Here is a 21,131-nt window from a genome sequence, read left to right as displayed (position 1 = left end):
GTTGATCCAACCCGAAGGGCGCCGGCTAGGGCAGCCGGGTCTTAAGGATGCGATGCGCTCAGTTACGGCCACCGCCGTAGCCGCCATTGCCATAGCCCACATCGGAGCGGCCGCTGGAGCGATAGCCGGAATCGCCATAGCCACCACCACCGGCGCCACGGGATGCTTCACGCGGGCGGGCCAGGTTGACGACGATCTGGCGTCCGTCCACCGACATGCCATTGAGAGCATTGATCGCCGCCTGGGCCACTTCGGCAGAGGCCATTTCGACAAAGCCAAAGCCCTTGGAGCGGCCGGTTTCGCGGTCCATCATGACCTTGGCCGAGTTCACGGCGCCGAATTCGGAGAAGTTGTCGTGGAGGTTGGAATCGGTCACCGAGTAGGGCAGGTTGCCCACATAGATTTTGTTGCTCATGTCAGAGCCTTTCTCAAAGAGGTTGCGCCACGCAGCGCAGGGGTGGAATGCAAGCGCCGGGATCGGCGTTGCATCGCAAAGGGGGGAATGGAGGGGTTGCTACCGGGCCATCAACAGACGGGAGGCTTGGGCATCGACGATTGGAGCCAGCCCTGGGTCACGGCAAAGATGCGTGCTGCTTCTGCAGTGGCGAATGTCTTGTCGAAGCGGAACACGCGGCAATAGCTGCCGTTGCCTCCGGATCGCTGAACGGAGAAGGACGCGCCGAAGCGTCCGTTGGGGGCCGGGTGGGTCGAGGGGGAAACGACGTACTTCCCGATGGCAATAAAAGTCTTGGAAATGGGGATCAATCAGGGGCACAGGCTGTGGCCGCCTGTGTGAGCGGGGAGGTCATCGGTTGTCTGCTGCTCTACAGACCAACCAGGCGAATGTCGCCAGGAACGCGGCTGTAGCACTACTGGCCAGCTGCGGTAAAGAGAGGCTGGCCCATGGGGCACGGCATCTCCAAGCGATCCACTATATAGCAACGGTTATAAAAAAGCCAGTTTTTATTGTTTTATTACATAAAGCAGACATGGCTACCGTCCCACCAACGCACGCTGGGCTGGGCTGCCTCAGCGCGCGCCAGCGGCCGTCAGCGTCTCCACCATCGCGCTGTAGCCGCGCTGGCGGGCATGGGCCAGCGGCGTCACGCCGTCTTTGTCGGCCAGGTTCACATCGGCCTTGGCATCGATCAGCATTTGCAGGATCTGCTGGTGGCGCGGGCCGCCATCGCTGAGGATGATGGCCTCCATCAGCGCCGTCCAGCCCAGGCGGTTGACATGGTTGACATCGACGCCGGCGTTGATGAGGGTGCGCACCGTCTCGACATGGCCACGCTCGGCCGCCGGGATCAGCGCGGTGCCGCCATAGCGGTTGGTGCTGCGCAGGTCGGCGCCATGGGCCAGGGTCATCTGCAGGATCTCCTGGTGGCCGCGTGCGCCGGCATAGAGGTAGGGACTGTCTTCGATGTTGTCCTTGGCATTCACATCGGCACCGGCCTCGATCAAGGCCTTGGCCGCTGCTACCTGGTTGCTCTGTGTGGCCACCAGCAGCGGCGTGCGGCCCTGGGCATCGCGCGCATCGATGGCGCTGGCGCCTCCGTTTTGCAGCAGTTGCTGGATGCGGCTGCCGTTGTTGGCAGCCGCTGCCTGGTGCAGGGCGAGCGTGGTCATGTTCTGTGCGTGGGCAGCGGGCTGCGTCAGTTGAAAGGCCAGGCCAAGGCAGAGGCTGAGCAAGGGGCGCATGGGGTCTCCTTTGAACAGGTTCTTAGAACGGGGGTATGGCAGCCGTGTCCATCCCCTCAGCTTCATATACTCCCAAAACCATAGCTGGTCTTGAAGGATTTACGGGTGCGAAAGGCCATTCTTGCACAAGAATGTTGAAGGCCAATGGAGATGGGAGACAAGGGGAGTGCAGAGACGAATGGGCGGGAAAAACAAGCGAAAGCAGCAGCGCGGCCATGTGGCGCTGCTGCTGCTGGGCGGGCTGGTCTTGCTGGCGCTGGGCGTGCTGCTGTTCTGGCTGTGGCTGCCGCTGCTGATCGCAGTGGCCGCAGGCGGGCTGGTGTTTGTGCTGCTGTCGCAAGTGGGCCGTATCGGCTGGATGCTGGAAGGGCGGCGTGCGCTGCGCGATCCAGGCTTGCTGATGGAGGACGGGCGGCTGCGCACGCCGGTGTGGCTGCCGTTTTACGCGATGCTGGCAGCCCTGGTGGCCACGGCCTGCGGCTGGATGGTGTTGTTCCTGCTGCCCGACAGCCTGCACCCGGCCGAGATGGTGCAGATGGGCACAGGCCTGGCTGGCGCCCTGGTGGTGCTGGTGGCCGTGTGGCTGCTGGGGCAGCTGAGCACCGGCTGGTCGCTGTTGCGCCAGGGCCAGGCCTGGAATGCGCGCCGCATGTCGCCCGAATGGTGGGTCTGGGCGGCGATCGCCTTTGTGCCGGCCATGCTGGCAATCGGCCTGCTGGCGCCAGACCGGGCCGGGCTGCAGGCCTGGGGCCTGCAATGGCGCGGGTATGACAGCCAGCCGCTGCGGATCCAGCTGGCGCCCGCCAGCCACCCCGAGCAGGCGCGCCTGCGCGATGCCGCCTTGCTGGAGCTGGTGCAGCCCTTGCTGGTGCAAGGCAGCCGCCGCATCCGTGCCAGCATGCGCAGCCGCCACGGCACCAGCCACTGGACCGCCGCCCTGCCGGCGCGCTACCGGCTGCAAGGCGATGTGCTCGACATCCAATTGGCAGGCCGCCTGGACCCGGAGGGGCTGCAGCGCTATGCGCAGCAACTGCAGCAGCTGGGCGCGGGTGACCCCAGCGCCCTGCGCTGGTTGGTGGCGGCGCAATGCCTGCCAGCCCCCAGTGCGATAGCGGCCCTCAGCGCGGCCGCGCGGCGCGCGCAGTGGGCACAGATGCAGGCCTGCGCGCAGCAGCGCAGCCAGGCCTTGCAGGCGCTGGGCGCGCAGTTGCAAGGGCAGATCCTGCAGGTAGAGCTATTGCCGCCGGCGCACTACCGGCCCTGGCCCCAGCGCGGCGGCTGGCAGGCGGTGGCCTTGCCCTCGGGGCAAGAGGCTTTGAACGAATTGCCGCTGCTGGCGCATTGATGCTGGGCGCGGCGGCTTTTTACAGCGCCAGATCCGTCCACTGCCCGGGCTCCAGGCCATCGAGCGTGTAGGGGCCAATGGCCATGCGCACCAGGCGCAGGGTGGGATGACCGACGGCGGCCGTCATGCGCCGCACCTGGCGGTTGCGGCCTTCGCGGATGATGAGCTCGATCCAGCAATCGGGCACGCTCTGGCGCACGCGGATCGGCGGGTGGCGTGGCCACATCGCGGGCTGCGGGTCGAGCATGCGCACCTGGGCGGGCAGGGTCCTGCCGTCTTTCAGGTTGACGCCATCGCGCAGCTGCTGCAAGGCCGCGGCGTCGGGGATGCCTTCGACCTGCACCCAGTAGGTCTTGGCCATCTTGTGGCGCGGGTCGGTAATGCGGGCCTGCAGCTGGCCATCATTGGTCAGCAGCAGCAGGCCTTCGCTGTCGCCATCCAGCCGGCCCGCGACATAGACGCCGGGCACATCGATAAAGTCCTTGAGGCCTTGCCAGCGCCCCTCGGGTGTGAACTGGCTGACGACGCCATAGGGCTTGTGAAAACCCAAGAGCCGTGGCGGACCGGCCGGGGCGGCGGGCCTGGAGGGCTTGAGGAATCTGACCGGCCCGCCGCTCTTGCGCGGCCGCATGCGTGGCTCGGGCATCAGCGTTGCACGGGGCTCAAGGTGGCACGCAGTCGCTCGCCGGGCGCGGTCTCCGGGGGCGGGGGCGTGGTCTCCAGCGCCTCTTCCACATTGCCGATATGGGCCAGCATCAGCGCGCGGGCCTGCTCGGCGTCGCCGCGCTCCAGTGCTTCGACAATGCTGGCGTGGTCGGCGCAGGACTGCTCGGCGCTGTGGTCGGACTGGTAGAGCGTCGCGGCCAGCGTGGTGCGGGCGGTCAGGTCGCGCAGGGTATCGGCCAGCAGGCGGTGGCCCATGTTCTCGGCCAGGCAGACATGGAAATCGGCCAGCAGAAAGGCGCGCGTGGCGGCATCGGCCCCCTGGATCGCGCGCTGCTCCTCATCGATATGCAGGCGCAGCTGGCGGATCACCTGCTGCATCGGCCGGCCCGAGGTCTCCAGAATGCCGGCCTCGATGATGCGGCGGGCGGCAAAGGCGTCGCGCGCCTCCTCGGCACTGGGCTGCACCACATACCAGCCCCGGCGCGGCTGCACCTGCACAAAGCCGCGCGCCTGCAGCTGCATCAGCGCCTCACGCACCAAGGTGCGGCTGACCGAGAAGTTGTCTGCCAGCGCCTGCTCTCCCAGGCGCTCTCCCGGCGACAGCTTTTGCGCGAGGATGGCTTCGACGACGCGTTCGGCGATGGTGGTGGGGCTGACAGCAGTCATGGGCTCAGGCGTGGGGTGTGGACAGCTCCGATTGTGCCGTGTCTTGCGGCAGCTTCTCACCATTGAGCACCTTATGGGCCCGTTCGCGGTCGATATCGCCCTCCCACGACGCAATCGCCACGGTTGCCACGCAGTTGCCGATCAGGTTGCCCAGCGCACGGGCAATGCCCATGAACCAGTCCACCGACAGCACCAGCACCAGGCCAATCGCCGGGATCGCGGGGATGGCATGCAAGGTGGCGGCCAGCACCACGATCGCCGAGCCCGGCACGCCATGCGCGCCCTTGGAGGTGACCAGCGCAATGGCCAGGATGGTCAGCAGATCGGTCATCGAGATCGGCGTGTTGGTGGCCTGTGCGATGAAGACCGCTGCCAACGTGATGTAGATCGAGAACGCATCCAGGTTGAAGGAGTAGCCGGTGGGGATCACCAGGCCGACGGTGGAGTCGCGGATGCCCAGGTGGCGCAGCTTGGCCATGATCTGGGGCAGCACGCTGTCGGACGAGGTGGTGGCGAAGACGACCATCAGCTCTTCACGCAGGTAGCGCAGCAGCTTGATCAGGCTGAAGCCCGAGACGCGCATCGCAAAACCCAGCACGACAAACACGAAGAAGGCGACCGCCACATAGAACAGCAGCACCAGCATGCCCAGCTGCTTGAGCGAGCCCACGCCGTACTGGCCGACGGTAAAGGCGATCGCGCCCAGCACGCCCAGCGGCGCCAGCTTGATGATGATGCCCATCACCTTGAACAGCACATGCGAGAGGGTGTCGATCAACAGGCTGACCGGCGCGCCGCGCTCGCCCAGCATCGTCAGGCCGCAGCCAAACAGCACGGCAAACAGCAGCACCTGCAGCACATCGCCGGTGGCAAAGGCCTGCACCACGGTGGTGGGGATCAGCTTCATCAGGAAGTCGACCGTGCCGCCGCTGGTCAGCTTGTCGGCATTGCTGGCGTAAGCGCTCATTGCCGAGGCATCGAGCTTGCTCGGGTCCACGTTCATGCCTGCACCAGGTTGGAACACAAAGGCCAGCACCAGGCCCAGAACCAGTGCAATGGTGGTGAGCACCTCGAAGTAGATCAGCGCCTTGACGCCGACCCGGCCCACGCGCTTGAGGTCGCCCGCCCCGGCAATGCCATGCACCACCACGCAGAACACCAGCACCGGGATGATCATCTTGATGAGCTTGATGAAACCATCGCCCAAAGGCTTGAGTTTGACGGCCCATTCCGGCGCCATCAGGCCGACGATGACCCCGATGATGAGAGCCACCACCACCTGCCCGAACAGCGATCTGACAAAGCGACGCATACGCATTCCTTTTGAGTTTGTATACAAGTTATAAATTTCTTGTATGCAAAAATGTACCCAAGCACAGAGCATCCAGTGAACAGGGATTACCCGTGAGTGTTCACCGACTTGTGCGACCTGGGAGACAGAAGCAAAAAGCCTGCCATGCAAGATGCAAAACAGGCTTTGTATGCAAGGAATGTAGCATTTTGCAACGGCCCCGGGCAGGGCCGTGCGGGGGCGATCAGGCCTTTTCGACGGCGGCGACCACCACCACTTCGATCTTGTAATCGGGATTGCCCAAGGTGGCCTGCACGGTGGCGCGGGGCGGCGTATGGCCGGGGGCCACCCAGGCGTCCCAGACGCTGTTCATCTGGCCGATCTCGGTGATGTCGGTCAGGTAGATCTGGCACTGCAGGATGCTGGCCTTGCTCGATCCGGCCTCGCCCAGCAGGCGGTCGATATGGCCCAGCACTTCCTGGGTCTGGGTGACGATATCGGCCCCGGGGTTGTTCTCGGGGATCTGGCCGGCCAGGTAGACGGTACCGTTGTGGATGGCGGTTTCGGACAGGCGGGCGCCGACGTGGCGGCGGTCGATGGCAGAGGTCATGCTCGTCTTTCGGTAACGGAGGGGGATACGCAAAAATCATAGCGCATCACAGGGGCGGTGCGCAGGCACAAGGCTGTTGCGGCACAATGGCCCTCTTCGCCGTTGCAGCCTCTGCCGCCCACCATGACCGACCGTTTTTCCGATGCGCTCCAAGCGCTGAACCAGCCCGTTTGGGATGCCTGCATCCACCACCGCTTCATTGACGAGATGCGGGCCGGCAGCCTGGACGATGCGGTGCTGCGCCGCTACCTGGTGCAGGACTACCAGTTCATCAACCAGTTCGTGGCGCTGCTGGGCGCGGCCATCGCCAGTGCCGACAGCTTTGCGCCGCGCGTGCGGCTGGCGCAGTTTGCGGCGATGATCACCAGCGACGAGAACACCTATTTCCAGCGCAGCTTGGACGAGCTGCAGGTGCCCGCGCAGGAGCGCGAGACGCCGCCGCTGACGCTGCCGACCGTGCAGTTCCAGGCGCTGATGGGGCAGGCTGCGCGCAGCCAGAAGTACGCCAACTGCCTGGCCGTGCTCTGCGTGGCCGAAGGCCTGTACCTGGATGGCTTTGACCAGCCCGGCCAGACCTTGCCGCCACGCTTTGTGCATGCAGAATGGATCAGCCTGCATGCCAACGACTTCTTCCGCGATTTTGTGGGCTGGCTGCGCGCTGAGCTCGACCGCATGGGCGAGAGCATCGACCCCGATGCACGCGCCGAGGCGGCCGATTATTTCAGCCGCGCCGTAGCGCTGGAGCAGGCCTTTTTTGACCATGTCTACCAGCCGCCCAGCGCCGACTGAACGCCGCGCTAGCCATCGAGACGACGAGACATTCCATGACAACAGCCAGCCCCTGGCCGGGCGGCACCCCATCCCTTCAGCGAGTCATCCCATGCTCAGCATCCAAGACATCCGCAATGCCGCGCAGCGCATCCAAGGCAAGGTCGAACGCACACCCTGCCTGTACTCCCACACCCTGTCCCAGATCGTGGGCGCCAAGGTCTACCTCAAGTTCGAGAACCTGCAGTTCACGGCGGCCTTCAAGGAGCGCGGTGCCTGCAACAAGCTGATGCAGCTCGATGCTGAGCAGCGCGCACGGGGCGTGATTGCGATGAGCGCGGGCAACCATGCCCAGGGCGTGGCCTACCATGCGCAGCAGCTGGGTGTGCGGGCGGTGATCGTGATGCCGCGCTTCACGCCGGGCGTCAAGGTCGAGCGCACGCGCAGCTTTGGTGCCGAGGTGGTGCTGCATGGCGACACCCTGGAAGAGGCCCGCGCCCATGCCTATGCGATGGCCGACGCGCAAAAGCTGGTGTTTGTGCACCCCTTTGACGATGCCGACATTGCAGCCGGCCAGGGCACCTTGGCGCTGGAGATGCTGGAAGACCAGCCCGATCTGGACACCTTGCTGGTGGCCGTGGGCGGCGGTGGCCTGATCGCCGGCATGGCCACGGCGGCCAAGGCCGTCAAGCCCGGCATCCAGGTGGTGGGCGTGCAGACCTCGCGTTTTCCCAGCATGGTCAATGCGGTGCAGCACCAGGATCTGCCCGTCGGCGTATCGACGATGGCCGAAGGCATTGCCGTGGCCACGGCCGGCATGATCACCCGCGAGATCGTGGCCCGCACCGTCGATGACCTGGTGCTGGTCGAAGAGAGCGATATCGAGCAGGCCGTGCTGATGCTGCTGGAGATTGAAAAGACCCTGGTTGAAGGGGCTGGCTCGGTGGGCCTGGCGGCGCTGCTGCGCTACCCCGAGCGCTTCCGGGGCCAGAAGGTGGGCCTGGTGCTGTCGGGCGGCAATATCGATCCGCTGCTGCTGGCCTCCATCATCCAGCGCGGCATGGTGCGCTCGGGCCGGCTGGCGCGCCTGCGCATCAGCTCGCGCGATGTGCCCGGCATGCTCGCACGCATCACCGCCATCGTGGCCGAGGCGGGGGCCAACATCGAAGAGGTGCACCACCAGCGTGCCTTCACCAAGCTGGCCGCGCAGAACACCGAGATCGACATCGTGCTGCAGACCCGCAGCAAGGCGCACATCGACGAGGTGGTGGACAAGCTGCGCGCCGTCGGCATGCAGGTCGATCTGGCCTGAGCAACCGGGCATCATGCCGGCCCGGCCGCAGGGCCGGTTTGATGCACATCAGGCGCTGCCGAGAAAAGTGGCGGCGTAGTTCTTCAGAACGATGGCAGGGCGCAGGCCATCGTTCTTCCGGCGCGGCCTGATGCGCTAACCGGTGGATGGTGCGCTGCGCGCTGGCGCAGGACAGTAGGGGTAGACCAACAACATCTGCCCCACCATGGATTCCGCCACTGCCCCTCCCGCTGTCTCGCGCCAGGCCTGGAGCGTGCTCGCCGTCAGCACCCTGGCCTTCACCGTCTGCTTCATGGTGTGGATGATGTTCGGCGTCATCGGCATCCCGCTCAAGCAGCAACTGGGCCTGAACGCGACCGAGTTCGGCCTGCTCACCGCCATGCCAGTGCTCTCGGGCTCGCTGGTGCGGGTGCCGCTGGGCATCTGGACGGACCGCTTTGGCGGCCGCAACGTGATGACCCTGTTGATGGCGGTCACCGTGCCGGCCGTCTGGCTCATGGCATACGCCACGCAGTACTGGCAGTTTCTCGTCATCGGCCTGTTTGTCGGCCTGGCGGGGGGCTCGTTCTCGGTGGGCACGCCCTATGTGGCGCGCTGGTTCCCCCAGCAGCGCCAGGGCATGGCCATGGGCGTCTATGGCGCGGGCAACTCGGGCTCGGCCGTCAACAAGTTTCTGGCCCCGGTCCTGTTGGTGGCGGGCGGCTGGGCACTGGTGCCCCAGGTCTATGCGGCCATTCTGGCTGGCACCGTGGTGCTGTTCTGGCTGTTCAGCGCGCACGACCCGCGCCACCTGGTGGCCAGCAATGTCCGCTTTGTCGACCAGCTGCAGGCCTTGAAGGACCCGCGCGTGCTCAAGTACTGCCAGTACTACAGCATCGTCTTTGGCGGCTATGTGGCGCTGGCGCTGTGGATGGTGCAGTACTACGTGGGCGAGTACGGCCTGGACATCCGGGTGGCTGCCTTGCTGGCGGCCTGCTTCTCGCTGCCCGGCGGCGTGCTGCGCGCCATTGGCGGTGTGCTGTCCGACAAATACGGCGCCCACAAGGTCACCTGGTGGGTGATGTGGGTGAGCTGGATCTGCCTGTTCCTGCTCAGCTACCCGCAGACCGATTTCACCATTGCCACCGTCAACGGCCCCAAGACCTTCCACCTGGGCCTGAACGTCTACAGCTTCACCGCGCTGATGGGCGTGCTGGGCGTGGCCTTTGCGTTTGGCAAGGCCAGCGTCTTCAAGTACATCGGCAACGACTACCCCGACAACATCGGTGCCATCAGCGGCATCGTGGGCCTGGCCGGTGGCCTGGGCGGCTTTGTGCTGCCCATCCTGTTCGGCCTGCTGCTCGATCTGACGGGCGTGCGCTCCAGCGCTTTCATGCTGCTCTATGGCGTGGTCTGGGTCTCGCTGATCTGGATGTACTGGACCGAGGTGCGCCGCACCGATGTGATGGGCGCTGCCGCTGGCCGCAAGGCCTGACAGCCGCCATCGATTTCCCCTGGAAAGACTCTCCATGAAAACCAACACCCCCTCTGCGCCGCGCCGCGGCAGCACCTTGAAGATCTGGACCCCGGAAGACAAGGCCTTCTGGGAGAAGGAAGGCGAGGCCATCGCCAAGCTCAACCTCTGGATCTCCGTGCCGGCCCTGTTCCTGGCCTTTGCCGTCTGGCAGGTCTGGAGCGTGGTGGCCGTCAGCCTGCCGGGCCTGGGCTTTCAGTACTCCACCAACCAGCTGTTCTGGCTGGCGGCCGCGCCTGCGCTGTCAGGTGCCACCTTGCGCATCTTCTACTCCTTCATGGTGCCGCTGGTGGGCGGCCGGCGCTGGACGGCGATCTCCACTGCCAGCCTGCTGATCCCTGCGATCGGCATCGGCATTGCCGTGCAGGACCCCGCCACGCCATACCCGACTATGCTGATCCTGGCCCTGCTGTGCGGCCTGGGCGGGGGCAATTTCAGCTCCAGCATGGCCAACATCAGCTACTTCTTTCCCAAGGACCGCAAGGGCTCGGCGCTGGGCGTGAATGCCGGCCTGGGCAACCTGGGCGTGTCGGTGGTGCAGTTCCTGAGCCCCATCGTCGTCACCGTGGGCCTGCTGGGTATCTTTGGCGGTGAGCCGCAAACCATCACCCAGGGCGGTGTGCAGGTCAAGGTCTGGATGCAGAACGCCGCCTTCATCTGGGTGCCCTGGATTGCGCTGACCTCGGTGGTGGCCTGGTTCACGATGAATGACGTGGCCGATGCCAAGGCCTCGGTGGCCGCGCAGGCTGCCATCTTTGTGCAGCCCCACAACTGGATCATGTGTGTGCTCTACCTGGGCACCTTTGGCTCCTTCATCGGCTTTGCCGCCGGCTTTCCGCTGCTCATCAAGGGCCTGTTCCCCGAGGTCAATCCGCTGGCCTACGCCTGGCTGGGCCCGCTGGTGGGCGCGCTGGTGCGCCCCTTTGGTGGCTGGCTGGCCGACAAGGTCGGTGGCGGCGTGGTCACGTTCTGGAACTTTCTGGTGATGGCGCTGGCCGTGCTGGGCGTGCTGTGGTTTCTGCCCAAGGGCACGGGCAGCTACGCGCTGGCCTTGGGGCCGCAGGCGGGCAGCTTCACCGGCTTCTTTCTGATGTTCCTGGTGCTGTTTGTCACCACCGGCATCGGCAACGGATCGACCTTCCGCATGATCCCCGTGATCTTCAACCAGCTGGCCACACAAGGCGCCGGCAAGGATGCGGCCTCGCAGGCCGCCGCCCTCAAGGAAGGCAATGTGCTGGGCGCCGCCGCCGTCGGCTTTGCCGGTGCGCTGGGCGCCTACGGGGGCTTTTTCATTCCCAAGAGCTATGGCAGCTCGATCGCATCCACCGGCGGGCCCGAGGCCGCGCTGTGGGTCTTTTCTGCCTTCTATCTGCTGTGCGCCGTGGTGACCTGGTGGTGCTATGCCCGCCGCAACGCCGCGATGCCCTGCTAAAGGTCTCCGGACCTGGACCCCACGAGAAAGAGAACTGTTATGAGCCATTTCCTCGACCGACTCACCCACTTTCGCCTGCCCAAGGAGAGTTTTGCCGGCGGCCACGGCCGCACCACCGGCGAAGACCGCACCTGGGAAGACGCCTACCGCGCCCGCTGGGCGCATGACAAGATCGTGCGCAGCACGCATGGCGTCAACTGCACGGGCTCCTGCTCCTGGAAGATCTATGTCAAAGGCGGCATCGTCACCTGGGAAACCCAGCAGACCGACTACCCGCGCACCCGCTGGGACATGCCCAACCATGAGCCGCGTGGCTGCGCCCGGGGCGCCAGCTACAGCTGGTATCTGTACAGCGCCAACCGGGTCAAGTACCCAATGGTGCGCGGTCGCTTGCTGGAGCGCTGGCGCGCAGCGCTCAAGGTCGCCAGGACGCCGGTCGATGCCTGGGCCTTGATTGCGCAGGACGATGCTGCACGCCGCGACTACCAGCAGGTGCGTGGCCTGGGCGGCTTTGTGCGCTCCACCTGGGACGAGGTCAACCAGCTGGTGGCCGCTGCCAATGTCTACACCATCAAGCAGCACGGGCCGGACCGCATCATCGGCTTCTCGCCGATCCCGGCGATGAGCATGGTCAGCTACGCGGCCGGCAGCCGCTACCTGAGCCTGATCGGCGGCGTCTGCATGAGCTTTTACGACTGGTACTGCGACCTGCCGCCGGCCAGCCCCCAGGTCTGGGGCGAGCAGACCGACGTGCCCGAATCGGCCGACTGGTACAACAGCAGCTACATCATCGCCTGGGGCTCGAACGTGCCGCAGACGCGCACGCCCGATGCCCACTTCTTCACCGAGGTGCGCTACAAGGGCGCCAAGACTGTGGCCGTTACCCCCGACTACAGCGAGGTGGCCAAGCTCTCCGATGTCTGGCTGCACCCCAAGCAGGGCACCGATGCGGCGCTGGCGATGGCCATGGGCCATGTGGCGTTCAAGGAGTTCTACTTCGACAAGCGCAGCGAATACTTTGACGACTACGCACGCCGCTTCACTGACCTGCCGATGCTGGTGCTGCTCGAGAGCAAGACCCTGGCCGATGGCAGCGTGGTGCAGGTGCCCGGCCGCTACCTGCGCGCCAACGATTTCAACGGCAAGCTCGGCCAGGACAACAACCCCGAGTGGAAGACCATGGCCTTTGACAGCCAGGGCCGTGCCGTGCTGCCCCATGGCTCCATCGGCTTTCGCTGGGGTGCCGAGGGCCGCGACGACGCGGGCAAGTGGAACCTGGAGTCCAAGGAAGCGCGCCATGGCGACGAGGTCACCCTCAAGCTCTCGGTGCTGGAAGACGGCAGCCAGGCCCATGAGATTGTGGATGTGGGCTTTCCGTACTTTGGCGGCATTGCCACGCCGCACTTCACCGCCAACGAACAGCAAGGCGATGTGAGCCGCGCCAAGGTGCCGGCCGTGCGCCTGCGCCTGGGCAGCGATGGCGAATACCACGAGGCCCTGGTGGCCACCGTGTTCGACCTGCAGGCCGCGCAATACGGCATCAACCGGGGGCTGGGCAGCGGCGCTGCCAGCTATGACGACGATGCCGCCTACACGCCCGCCTGGGCCGAGAGCATCACCGGCGTGCCGCGCGAGCAGATCACGATGGTGGCGCGCGAGTTTGCCGCCAATGCCGACAAGACCAAGGGCAAGTCCATGGTCATCATCGGCGCGGCGATGAACCACTGGTACCACTGCGACATGAACTACCGGGGGGTCATCAACCTGCTGATGCTCTGCGGCTGCGTGGGCCAAAGCGGCGGCGGCTGGTCGCACTATGTGGGCCAGGAAAAGCTGCGCCCACAGACCGGCTGGACCGCGCTGGCCTTTGCACTGGACTGGGCACGCCCACCACGCCAGCAGAACTCGACCAGCTTCTTCTACGCCCACACCGACCAGTGGCGCTACGAGAAGCTCGGCCTTGAAGAGATCGTCAGCCCGCTGGCCGACCGCAGCCAGTATGGCGGCAGCATGATCGACTACAACGTGCGCGCCGAGCGCATGGGCTGGCTGCCCAGCGCGCCGCAGCTCAAGACCAACCCCTTGTCGATAGCGGCCGCCGCCGATGCCGCCAACCTGGCGCCGCGCGACTATGTGGCCCAGGGCCTGCAAAGCGGCAGCCTGACGATGAGCTGCGAAGACCCCGATGCGCCCGAAAACTGGCCGCGCAACCTGTTTGTCTGGCGCAGCAACCTGCTGGGCTCCAGCGGCAAGGGCCATGAGTACTTCTGCAAGCACCTGCTGGGCACCGACAACGGCGTGCAGGGCAAGGACCTGGGCCCGGATGACGCCAAGCCCGAAGAGGTGACCTGGCATGCCGATGCGCCCCAGGGCAAGCTCGATCTGCTGGTCACCCTGGACTTCCGCATGAGCACCACCTGTCTGTACTCGGACATCGTGCTGCCCACGGCCAGCTGGTACGAGAAGAACGACCTCAACACCAGCGACATGCATCCCTTCATCCACCCGCTGTCGGCAGCGGTCGATCCGGTGTGGGAATCGCGCTCGGACTGGGAAATCTACAAGGGCTTTGCCAAGTCCTTCAGCGAGGTCTGCGTAGGCCACCTGGGCGTGGAGCGCGACACCGTGCTGACCCCGCTGATGCACGACACCCCTGCCGAGCTGGCCCAGCCCTATGGCGTGGCCGAGTGGAAAAAGGGCGAGTGCGAGCTGATCCCCGGCAAGACCGCGCCGCAGGTCACCGTGGTGGAGCGTGACTACCCCAACACCTACAAGCGCTTTACCGCACTGGGCCCGCTGATGGACAAGCTGGGCAATGGCGGCAAGGGCATTGGCTGGCAGACCGGCACCGAGGTCGAGCAGCTGGGCCAGTTGAATGGCCTGACCACCGAGCCCGGCGTGACCGAAGGGCGCCCGCGCATCGTCAGCGACATCGATGCCTGCGAAGTCATCCTGCAGCTGGCCCCCGAGACCAACGGCCATGTGGCGGTGAAGGCCTGGGAGGCACTGGAGAAGTTCACCGGCCGCGAGCACAAGCACTTGGCGATCTACCGCGAGGACGAGAAGATCCGCTACCGCGACATCCAGGCGCAGCCGCGCAAGATCATCAGCTCGCCCACCTGGAGCGGTATCGAGAGCGAGACGGTCAGCTACAACGCCGGCTACACCAATGTGCATGAGCTGATTCCATGGCGCACCCTCACCGGCCGCCAGCAGTTCTACCAGGACCACCCCTGGATGGTGGCCTTTGGCGAGGGCTTCTCCAGCTACCGTCCGCCGGTGGACATGAAGGCCACGGCCGGCATGCAGGGCATCAAGCCCAATGGCCACCCCGAGATCCAGCTGAACTTCATCACGCCGCACCAGAAATGGGGTATCCACAGCACCTATACCGACAACCTGTTGATGCTCACGCTCAACCGGGGCGGGCCGGTGGCCTGGATCAGCGAGGAGGACGCCCAGCGCGCCGGCATCGAGGACAACGACTGGATGGAGATGTTCAACCTCAACGGCGCAGTGGCCGTGCGGGCGGTCGTCAGCCAGCGGGTCAAGCCCGGCATGGTGATGATGTACCACGCGCAGGAGAAGATCATCAACACGCCCGGCAGCGAGATCACTGGCGTGCGCGGCGGTATCCACAACTCGGTCACGCGGATCGTGCTCAAACCCACGCACATGATCGGCGGCTACGCGCAGTACAGCTACGGCTTCAACTACTACGGCACCATCGGCACCAACCGCGATGAGTTCGTCGTGGTGCGCAAGATGGCCAAGGTGGACTGGCTGGACACGCCGCGCGATGACCACCTGGCCGCCGCCTACCAGGCCCAGGGCGAGAACCCCTGAGCGCCGCGCAGAAGGAGTTCCCGCCATGGCACTGATCCACACCCCTGCTGGCGCCATCTTCTCGGCGCGGCCCCTGGCGGCCGCGCTGGGCGAGGCGAGCTCGTACACCTTGGTGCGCGATCCCGGTCTGCAGATCTTCCGCCTGGTGCTGCAGGCCGGCCAGCGCCTTCACAGCCACCAGGTGCCCGAGCGCATGGTGATCCAGTGCATCGAAGGTCGTTTCCTCTTCGAGACCATGGGCCGCCAGCTGGCCATGGCGCCGGGTGACTTCTGCCATATCGCCGCGGGCGAGCCCCACGCTGTGCATGCCCAGGAGGCCGCCTCGGCCCTGGTCATGCTTTTCGCACCGACCCCCACAACAACCCCCACGGAGAACCCAACATGAAGGTTCGCGCACAAATCGGCATGGTCCTGAACCTGGACAAATGCATCGGCTGCCATACCTGCAGCGTCACCTGCAAGAACGTCTGGACCAACCGCCCCGGCGTCGAGTACGCCTGGTTCAACAACGTCGAGACCAAACCGGGCATCGGCTACCCCAAGGAATGGGAAAACCAGGACCGCTGGAACGGTGGCTGGGTCCGCAAGGCCGATGGCTCCATCGCGCCACGCCAGGGCGGCAAATGGCAGCTGTTGATGAAGATCTTCGCCAACCCCAATCTGCCCGAGATCGACGACTACTACGAGCCCTTTACCTTCGACTACGAGCACCTGCAAACCGCCAAGGAGATGAAGGCCGCGCCCACGGCCCGGCCGCGCAGCCTGATCACCGGCCAGCGCATGGACAAGATCGTCTGGGGCCCGAACTGGGAAGAGATCCTGGGCGGCGAGTTCAGCAAGCGCAGCAAGGACGTGAACTTCGACGAGGTGCAAAAGGACATCTACGGCCAGTTCGAGAACACCTTCATGATGTACCTGCCGCGCCTGTGCGAGCACTGCCTCAACCCCGCCTGCGTGGCCAGCTGCCCCAGCGGCTCGATCTACAAGCGCGAGGAAGACGGCATTGTGCTGATCGACCAGGACAAATGCCGTGGCTGGCGCATGTGCGTCTCGGGCTGCCCCTACAAGAAGATCTACTACAACTGGAAAAGCGGCAAGGCCGAGAAGTGCATCTTCTGCTACCCGCGCATCGAGGCGGGCCAGCCCACGGTCTGCTCCGAAACCTGCGTTGGCCGCATCCGCTATCTGGGTGTGCTGCTGTATGACGCAGACCGCATTGAAGAAGCGGCCAGTGTCACCCAGGACAAGGACCTGTACCAGGCCCAGCTCGACATCTTCCTCGACCCCAACGACCCGGCGGTGATCGCCCAGGCGCGGGCCGATGGCATCCCCGAGGCCTGGCTGATCGCGGCCCGCAACAGCCCCGTCTACAAGATGGCGGTGGACTGGCAGGTGGCCCTGCCGCTGCACCCTGAGTACCGCACCTTGCCGATGGTCTGGTATGTGCCGCCGCTGTCGCCCATCACCGCCGCCGCCCAGGCCGGCCATGTGAGCGCCAATGGCGAGCTGCCCGATGTGAACCAGCTGCGCATCCCCGTCAAGTACCTGGCCAACCTGCTCACCGCAGGCGACACGGTGCCGGTGGTGCGTGCGCTGGAGCGCATGCTGGCCATGCGCGCCTACCAGCGCGGCAAGCATGTCGATGGTGTGCCTAATGAGGCCGCTCTGCAGCAAGCCGAGTTGACGGTGGCCGAGGCCGAGGAGATGTACCGGATCATGGCCATTGCCAATTACGAAGACCGCTTTGTGATCCCCACCACGCACCGCGAATACGCCGAGAACGCCTTCAATGTGCGCGGCGGCTGCGGCTTCTCGTTTGGCAACGGTTGCAGCGAAGGCGTGACCGACACCAGCCTGTTCGGCAGCGAGAAAAAACGCACCATCCCGATCCAGGCCAGCCTGTGAGGAGAGACGACATGAAAGACAGCATCAGCTTTACCTTGCGCGCACTGGCCCACCTGCTGCGCTACCCCGACGCCGAGATGCGCGGCCATCTGGTGGACATCCACACGGCGCTCAATGCCGAGAACGCCTTGGGCCATGTGCGCCGCAGCGAGCTGGACGCATTGATGGACCGCCTGCTGGCCGAAGGCATGGATGCCGAAGCCATCTATGTGGACCTGTTTGACCGGGGCCGTGGCACTGCGCTGCACCTGTTCGAGCATGTGCATGGCGACTCACGCGACCGGGGCCCGGCGATGGTGGACTTGGTCCAGACCTATGAGCAGGCCGGCCTGCTGCTGGACCCCGCCGAGCTGCCCGACCACATGACGGTGCTGCTGGAGTTCGCCTCCACCCAGCCGACCTTGGAGGCGCGCGCCTTCATCGGTGAGTTTGCGCACATCCTGCAATCCATCGCCGCTGCACTGAGCCGCCGGCACAGCGACTACGCCGCCGTCGTGTCGGCCGTGCTCGACCTGGCCGGCCAGCCGGTGGTGGCCGACACCCCCGCTGCACCGCTGCCCGCCGACGAGCCGCTGGACGCAAGCTGGGAAGAGCCCGCTGCCTTTGGCGGCTGCAACAGCCAGGGCCAGGCCGCACCGGGCAGCGCCCAACCCATCCACATCACGCGGCGCCAGCCACCCGCTGGCGCGGCCCGCTGAACCCCGAGGAGACCGCCATGCCCATTGCATTGCACAACTTCCTGTTTAACGTCTATCCCTACATCTGCCTGGCCGTCTTTCTGATGGGCAGCCTGGCGCGCTTTGACCGCGACCAGTACACCTGGAAGAGCGATTCCTCGCAGATGCTGCGCGCCGGCCAGCTGCGCTGGGGCAGCAACCTGTTCCATATCGGTATTCTGTTCTTGCTGTTCGGCCACACGGTGGGCCTGCTCACGCCACACTTCATGTATGAGTGGCTGATCACCGCACCGCAAAAGCAGATGCTGGCCATCATCTCCGGCGGTACTGCCGGCCTGGTCTGCTTTATCGGCCTGAGCCTGCTGCTGCACCGCCGCATTGCTGATCCGCGCATCCGCCGCACCAGCCACCGCACTGACCTGGCCATCCTCATCATCCTGTGGGTGCAGTTGGTGCTGGGCCTGGCCACCTTACCCGCCTCGTTCTCGCACCGGGTCGATGCCCACGCGATGCTGGTGCTGGCCGACTGGGCCCAGCGCATCGTCACCTTCCGCCCCGACGCGGCAGGCCTGGTGGGGCTGGACTGGCAGTTCAAGGTGCACATGGTGCTGGGCATGACGATCTTCCTGCTCTTCCCCTTCAGCCGCCTGGTGCATGTCTGGAGTGGTCTGGCCTCGGTCGCCTACCTGGCACGGCCCTACCAGCTGGTGCGTGCGCGCCGCCTGAACCTGCCCAACAAACAGCAAGGAGGCCGCCCATGAACGCCGACCTGCACACCCCCACCGGTGGCTGTGGCAGCGCAGCCTGCAGCTGCCAGGACAGCCCCGCCGCCCCCAGCCTGCCCCGCATCGAGGCCCCACTCGGCGCCCCGCGCGATGTGCTGGCCGCTGCCCAGGTCAACGGCATTGCGCTGTGCGATGCCGATGAGCTGCTGGACCCGATGGAGCTGCGCCAGCGCGCTTGCACCGAGCTGCTGCGCCAGGCCGCCCAGGCCCAGGGCCTGCTGGCGGCGGACGACCCCGTGCCCAGCGCGGGCGCCATCAGCGAAGCGGCCGGCAGCGCCATCGAGCAGCTGCTGGACGCCGAGCTGCAACTGCCCGAGCCCGACGACAACGCCGGCCGCCGCCACTACCAGGCCCACGCAGCCCGCTACGCCCGGGGCGAGCGCGTACGCGCACGCCATGTGCTCTTCGCCGTGACGCCGGGTGTCGACATCCACGCCTTGCGCCAGCGCGCCGAGGCCTGCCTGCTGGATGTGCGCAGCGCCACTCCGCAAGAGCAGGCCGCTGGCGACCGCTTTGCCGCCGCTGCCAGCGCCAGCAGCAACTGCCCCAGCGGCGCGCAGGGTGGCCAGCTGGGCTGGCTGCGCATCGAAGACTGCGCCCCCGAATTTGCCCGCGAGCTTTTCGGCCATGCCGAGGTGGGGGTGTTGCCGCGCTTGGTGCACAGCCGTTTTGGTCTGCATGTGGTGGAGGTGCAGGAGCGTGAGGCGGGCACGGTGCCGCCTTATGAGCAGGTGCGGGCCGCTGTGTTGCAGCAGTTGCGGCAGCAGAGTTTTGCGACGGGGTTGTCGCAGTATTTGCGGGTGTTGGCTGGGCGGGCGCGGGTGGTGGGGGTGGATTTGGAGGGGGCGGAGACGCCTTTGGTGCAGTAGCTTTTTTGTTTGTTTGTTTGTTTGCTCTGCTATCGGTCTGGCAGTCTTGTTCGTTCTAACGATAGAGGCAGGGAGCCGCCAACTAAGAGATGCTGACGGACTCAGCAGCCGTTTTATCTCCATTTTTCTGACGAAGGACAGAGGCCGGATTTCGTCCGGCGGCCGACTCACTTTTCTTGCTCGCACAAGAAAAGTAAGCAAAAGAAGTGCGCCCCTGCTGTCTGCGACCCCTCCGCTGCGCTGCGGGGCAACCTGTGCTGAGACGTTTGCGGGCTGCGCCGTGGAACTCACTACGCGCCAAGGCGCTCCGTTCAGACAGCCACGGCGAGTCAGTTCACGAAGCATGCGCGCTTGGGCGCGCATGCCAGCCCGCAAACGCCTCACCACAGGCGCATACAGAAGGGGGGATGCCGTCACCCCACCATGCCGAGCGCAGCGATGGCATGCAGGTTGTCAAACACCCTTCTAGCCGTGCCGAGAAGCACAGACCCAGGGGCGGGCGTGTGCCGAAGGACACACGCCTTCGTCGTCATGCTTGCCGCATCTGTTTGAACGGAGCGCCTTGGCGCGCAGTGAGTTATGCGGCACGCCCCTGGGTCGAGCATCGCAGGTTGCCCCAGTGCCGCAGGCACTGGGGACACGGATAGCAGGGGCGTGTTTCTTTGCTTACTTTCTTGCACGAGCAAGAAAGTGAGTCGCCTGCCGGGCGAAAACCGGCCTCCGGCCTGAAGGCCAAAGCAGGAGCCTGCATGGCTAATAGCGATGGTGTGCAGAGTGTTGACCACCGTTCTATTTTGTCTAGTCCTGAAGTTTGATGGTCTCAACAGTTTTCACGATGTTTCGTAGTTGAAGGACAGAGGCCGGATTTCGTCCGGCGGCCGACTCACTTTTCTTGCTCGCACCGGTGTGCCGGACCAAAGAAAAGTAAGCAAAAGAAGTGCGCCCCTGCTGTCTGCGACCCCTCCGCTGCGCTGCGGGGCAACCTGTGCTGAGACGTTTGCGGGCTGCGCCGTGGAACTCACTACGCGCCAAGGCGCTCCGTTCAGACAGCCACGGCGAGTCAGTTCACGAAGCATGCGCGCTTGGGCGCGCATGCCAGCCCGCAAACGCCCCATCACAGGCGCATACAGAAGGGGGGATGCCGTCACCCCACCATGCCGAGCGCAGCGATGGCATGCAGGTTGTCAAACACCCTTCTAGCCGTGCCGAGAAGCACAGACCCAGGGGCGGGTGTGTGCCGAAGGACACACGCCTTCGTCGTCATGCTTGCCGCATCTGTTTGAACGGAGCGCCTTGGCGCGCAGTGAGTTATGCGGCACGCCCCTGGGTCGAGCATCGCAGGTTGCCCCAGTGCCGCAGGCGCTGGGGTCACGGATAGCAGGGGCGTGTTTCTTTGCTTACTTTCTTGCACGAGCAAGAAAGTGAGTCGCCTGCCGGGCGAAAACCGGCCTCCGGCCTGAAGGCCAAAGCAGGGGCCTGCATCGCCAAGAGCGATGGAATGCCGACCATCGCACAATCCGACCTCCGCCCGGAACATCAGGACTGCCCTGGCAGACCATCACCCTCAGCAGGCTGAGAAGCCAAAGGATCCCATTCCGCCCAATCGGGCCCAAACAACTCCACCGGATGCGCCGACCGCTCCGACCCATTGCCACAAGCCATGGACGAAGCAGCGCAATAACGGTCACACCCCCAGCAAGTCCGCTCAGGATGCGCAGGATGGATAGGAAAACGTTTGGCCATAA

General features: G+C 65.3%; 19 protein-coding genes. 11 read left to right on the top strand and 8 right to left on the bottom strand.

Going from position 1 to position 21,131, the window contains the following annotated elements:
- Positions 1-58 precede the first annotated feature (58 nt).
- From LPW39_RS08985 to LPW39_RS08975, 3 genes are all read right to left on the bottom strand, one after another.
- Positions 59-415: an RNA recognition motif domain-containing protein gene (locus LPW39_RS08985; RefSeq protein WP_230773743.1), complete on the bottom strand. Its 357-nt coding sequence runs from the start codon at positions 413-415 to the stop codon at positions 59-61.
- Positions 416-525: 110 nt separating this feature from the next.
- The gene (locus LPW39_RS08980; RefSeq protein WP_230774304.1) at positions 526-735 is read right to left on the bottom strand and encodes a hypothetical protein; all 210 of its coding nucleotides are present in this window, start codon (positions 733-735) and stop codon (positions 526-528) included.
- Positions 736-1,029: 294 nt separating this feature from the next.
- Positions 1,030-1,701, bottom strand: coding sequence for an ankyrin repeat domain-containing protein (locus tag LPW39_RS08975; protein ID WP_407928818.1), 672 nt, complete (start codon positions 1,699-1,701; stop codon positions 1,030-1,032).
- 178 nt (positions 1,702-1,879) lie between these two features.
- On the opposite strand from LPW39_RS08975, the gene LPW39_RS08970 reads away from it, so the two are divergent.
- The gene (locus LPW39_RS08970) at positions 1,880-3,046 is read left to right on the top strand and encodes a hypothetical protein (protein WP_230773742.1); all 1,167 of its coding nucleotides are present in this window, start codon (positions 1,880-1,882) and stop codon (positions 3,044-3,046) included.
- A gap of 19 nt (positions 3,047-3,065) precedes the next feature.
- On the opposite strand, the gene LPW39_RS08965 is transcribed toward LPW39_RS08970, so the two are convergent.
- From LPW39_RS08965 to LPW39_RS08950, 4 genes are all read right to left on the bottom strand, one after another.
- Entirely contained in the window at positions 3,066-3,692 is a 627-nt protein-coding gene (locus tag LPW39_RS08965; protein ID WP_407928817.1) for a pseudouridine synthase, read from the bottom strand.
- Positions 3,692-4,378 (bottom strand): GntR family transcriptional regulator, encoded by a 687-nt coding sequence (locus LPW39_RS08960; protein WP_133856750.1) that lies wholly within the window; start codon positions 4,376-4,378, stop codon positions 3,692-3,694. Before LPW39_RS08960 ends, LPW39_RS08965 begins: the two co-directional genes overlap by 1 nt.
- A 4-nt stretch (positions 4,379-4,382) precedes the next feature.
- Positions 4,383-5,690, bottom strand: coding sequence for a C4-dicarboxylate transporter DctA (locus LPW39_RS08955; RefSeq protein WP_230773741.1), 1,308 nt, complete (start codon positions 5,688-5,690; stop codon positions 4,383-4,385).
- A 223-nt stretch (positions 5,691-5,913) separates the two neighbouring features.
- Complete coding sequence (locus LPW39_RS08950) at positions 5,914-6,279, bottom strand: RidA family protein (protein ID WP_230773740.1); 366 nt, start codon at positions 6,277-6,279, stop codon at positions 5,914-5,916.
- Positions 6,280-6,402: 123 nt separating this feature from the next.
- Here LPW39_RS08950 and LPW39_RS08945 point away from each other — a divergent pair, with 123 nt between their 5' ends.
- From LPW39_RS08945 to LPW39_RS08900, 10 genes are all read left to right on the top strand, one after another.
- Positions 6,403-7,068 (top strand): TenA family protein, encoded by a 666-nt coding sequence (locus LPW39_RS08945; RefSeq protein WP_230773738.1) that lies wholly within the window; start codon positions 6,403-6,405, stop codon positions 7,066-7,068.
- 91 nt (positions 7,069-7,159) lie between these two features.
- Complete coding sequence (locus LPW39_RS08940) at positions 7,160-8,359, top strand: threonine ammonia-lyase (protein WP_230773737.1); 1,200 nt, start codon at positions 7,160-7,162, stop codon at positions 8,357-8,359.
- Positions 8,360-8,564: 205 nt separating this feature from the next.
- On the top strand, positions 8,565-9,833 hold the full coding sequence (locus tag LPW39_RS08935) for an MFS transporter (protein WP_230773731.1): 1,269 nt from the start codon (positions 8,565-8,567) through the stop codon (positions 9,831-9,833).
- Between the two features lie 34 nt (positions 9,834-9,867).
- Complete coding sequence (locus LPW39_RS08930) at positions 9,868-11,304, top strand: MFS transporter (protein WP_230773730.1); 1,437 nt, start codon at positions 9,868-9,870, stop codon at positions 11,302-11,304.
- Between the two features lie 39 nt (positions 11,305-11,343).
- Positions 11,344-15,150: a nitrate reductase subunit alpha gene (locus tag LPW39_RS08925; protein ID WP_230773728.1), complete on the top strand. Its 3,807-nt coding sequence runs from the start codon at positions 11,344-11,346 to the stop codon at positions 15,148-15,150.
- A 25-nt stretch (positions 15,151-15,175) separates the two neighbouring features.
- A complete protein-coding gene (locus LPW39_RS08920; RefSeq protein WP_230773723.1) occupies positions 15,176-15,535 on the top strand; it encodes a cupin domain-containing protein in 360 nt (119 codons plus the stop codon).
- Positions 15,532-17,055 (top strand): nitrate reductase subunit beta, encoded by a 1,524-nt coding sequence (gene narH, locus LPW39_RS08915; protein WP_230773718.1) that lies wholly within the window; start codon positions 15,532-15,534, stop codon positions 17,053-17,055. Before LPW39_RS08920 ends, narH begins: the two co-directional genes overlap by 4 nt.
- 11 nt (positions 17,056-17,066) lie before the next feature.
- Positions 17,067-17,753 carry a nitrate reductase molybdenum cofactor assembly chaperone gene (gene narJ, locus LPW39_RS08910; RefSeq protein ID WP_230773712.1) on the top strand — a complete coding sequence of 229 codons (687 nt, stop codon included), beginning with the start codon at positions 17,067-17,069 and terminating at the stop codon, positions 17,751-17,753.
- Positions 17,754-17,770: 17 nt separating this feature from the next.
- Complete coding sequence (narI, locus tag LPW39_RS08905; RefSeq protein WP_133856760.1) at positions 17,771-18,493, top strand: respiratory nitrate reductase subunit gamma; 723 nt, start codon at positions 17,771-17,773, stop codon at positions 18,491-18,493.
- Entirely contained in the window at positions 18,490-19,386 is an 897-nt protein-coding gene (locus LPW39_RS08900) for a peptidylprolyl isomerase (RefSeq protein ID WP_230773707.1), read from the top strand. The genes narI and LPW39_RS08900 overlap by 4 nt, the downstream gene beginning before the upstream one ends.
- 1,536 nt (positions 19,387-20,922) lie before the next feature.
- On the opposite strand, the gene LPW39_RS08895 is transcribed toward LPW39_RS08900, so the two are convergent.
- Entirely contained in the window at positions 20,923-21,129 is a 207-nt protein-coding gene (locus LPW39_RS08895; RefSeq protein ID WP_230773705.1) for a DUF3079 domain-containing protein, read from the bottom strand.
- Between the last annotated feature and the right edge of the window lie 2 nt (positions 21,130-21,131).

This window comes from Comamonas koreensis, from assembly GCF_021026195.1.
Lineage (GTDB): Bacteria > Pseudomonadota > Gammaproteobacteria > Burkholderiales > Burkholderiaceae_C > Comamonas > Comamonas koreensis.
Note: the sequence above shows the minus strand (reverse complement) of the source record. Positions and strands in the feature narration are given on the sequence as shown.

What these genes read in the sequence shown, in the direction of transcription:
- narI (WP_133856760.1), top strand. Translation starts at nt 17,771, where the DNA reads ATGCCCATTGCATTGCACAACTTCCTGTTTAACGTCTATCCCTACATC.
- LPW39_RS08985 (WP_230773743.1), bottom strand. Translation starts at nt 415, where the DNA reads ATGAGCAACAAAATCTATGTGGGCAACCTGCCCTACTCGGTGACCGAT.
- LPW39_RS08960 (WP_133856750.1), bottom strand. Translation starts at nt 4,378, where the DNA reads ATGACTGCTGTCAGCCCCACCACCATCGCCGAACGCGTCGTCGAAGCC.
- LPW39_RS08945 (WP_230773738.1), top strand. Translation starts at nt 6,403, where the DNA reads ATGACCGACCGTTTTTCCGATGCGCTCCAAGCGCTGAACCAGCCCGTT.
- LPW39_RS08940 (WP_230773737.1), top strand. Translation starts at nt 7,160, where the DNA reads ATGCTCAGCATCCAAGACATCCGCAATGCCGCGCAGCGCATCCAAGGC.
- LPW39_RS08900 (WP_230773707.1), top strand. Translation starts at nt 18,490, where the DNA reads ATGAACGCCGACCTGCACACCCCCACCGGTGGCTGTGGCAGCGCAGCC.
- LPW39_RS08935 (WP_230773731.1), top strand. Translation starts at nt 8,565, where the DNA reads ATGGATTCCGCCACTGCCCCTCCCGCTGTCTCGCGCCAGGCCTGGAGC.
- LPW39_RS08965 (WP_407928817.1), bottom strand. Translation starts at nt 3,692, where the DNA reads ATGCCCGAGCCACGCATGCGGCCGCGCAAGAGCGGCGGGCCGGTCAGA.
- LPW39_RS08970 (WP_230773742.1), top strand. Translation starts at nt 1,880, where the DNA reads ATGGGCGGGAAAAACAAGCGAAAGCAGCAGCGCGGCCATGTGGCGCTG.
- LPW39_RS08955 (WP_230773741.1), bottom strand. Translation starts at nt 5,690, where the DNA reads ATGCGTCGCTTTGTCAGATCGCTGTTCGGGCAGGTGGTGGTGGCTCTC.
- LPW39_RS08975 (WP_407928818.1), bottom strand. Translation starts at nt 1,701, where the DNA reads ATGCGCCCCTTGCTCAGCCTCTGCCTTGGCCTGGCCTTTCAACTGACG.
- LPW39_RS08920 (WP_230773723.1), top strand. Translation starts at nt 15,176, where the DNA reads ATGGCACTGATCCACACCCCTGCTGGCGCCATCTTCTCGGCGCGGCCC.
- LPW39_RS08925 (WP_230773728.1), top strand. Translation starts at nt 11,344, where the DNA reads ATGAGCCATTTCCTCGACCGACTCACCCACTTTCGCCTGCCCAAGGAG.
- LPW39_RS08895 (WP_230773705.1), bottom strand. Translation starts at nt 21,129, where the DNA reads ATGGCCAAACGTTTTCCTATCCATCCTGCGCATCCTGAGCGGACTTGC.
- narJ (WP_230773712.1), top strand. Translation starts at nt 17,067, where the DNA reads ATGAAAGACAGCATCAGCTTTACCTTGCGCGCACTGGCCCACCTGCTG.
- LPW39_RS08930 (WP_230773730.1), top strand. Translation starts at nt 9,868, where the DNA reads ATGAAAACCAACACCCCCTCTGCGCCGCGCCGCGGCAGCACCTTGAAG.
- LPW39_RS08950 (WP_230773740.1), bottom strand. Translation starts at nt 6,279, where the DNA reads ATGACCTCTGCCATCGACCGCCGCCACGTCGGCGCCCGCCTGTCCGAA.
- narH (WP_230773718.1), top strand. Translation starts at nt 15,532, where the DNA reads ATGAAGGTTCGCGCACAAATCGGCATGGTCCTGAACCTGGACAAATGC.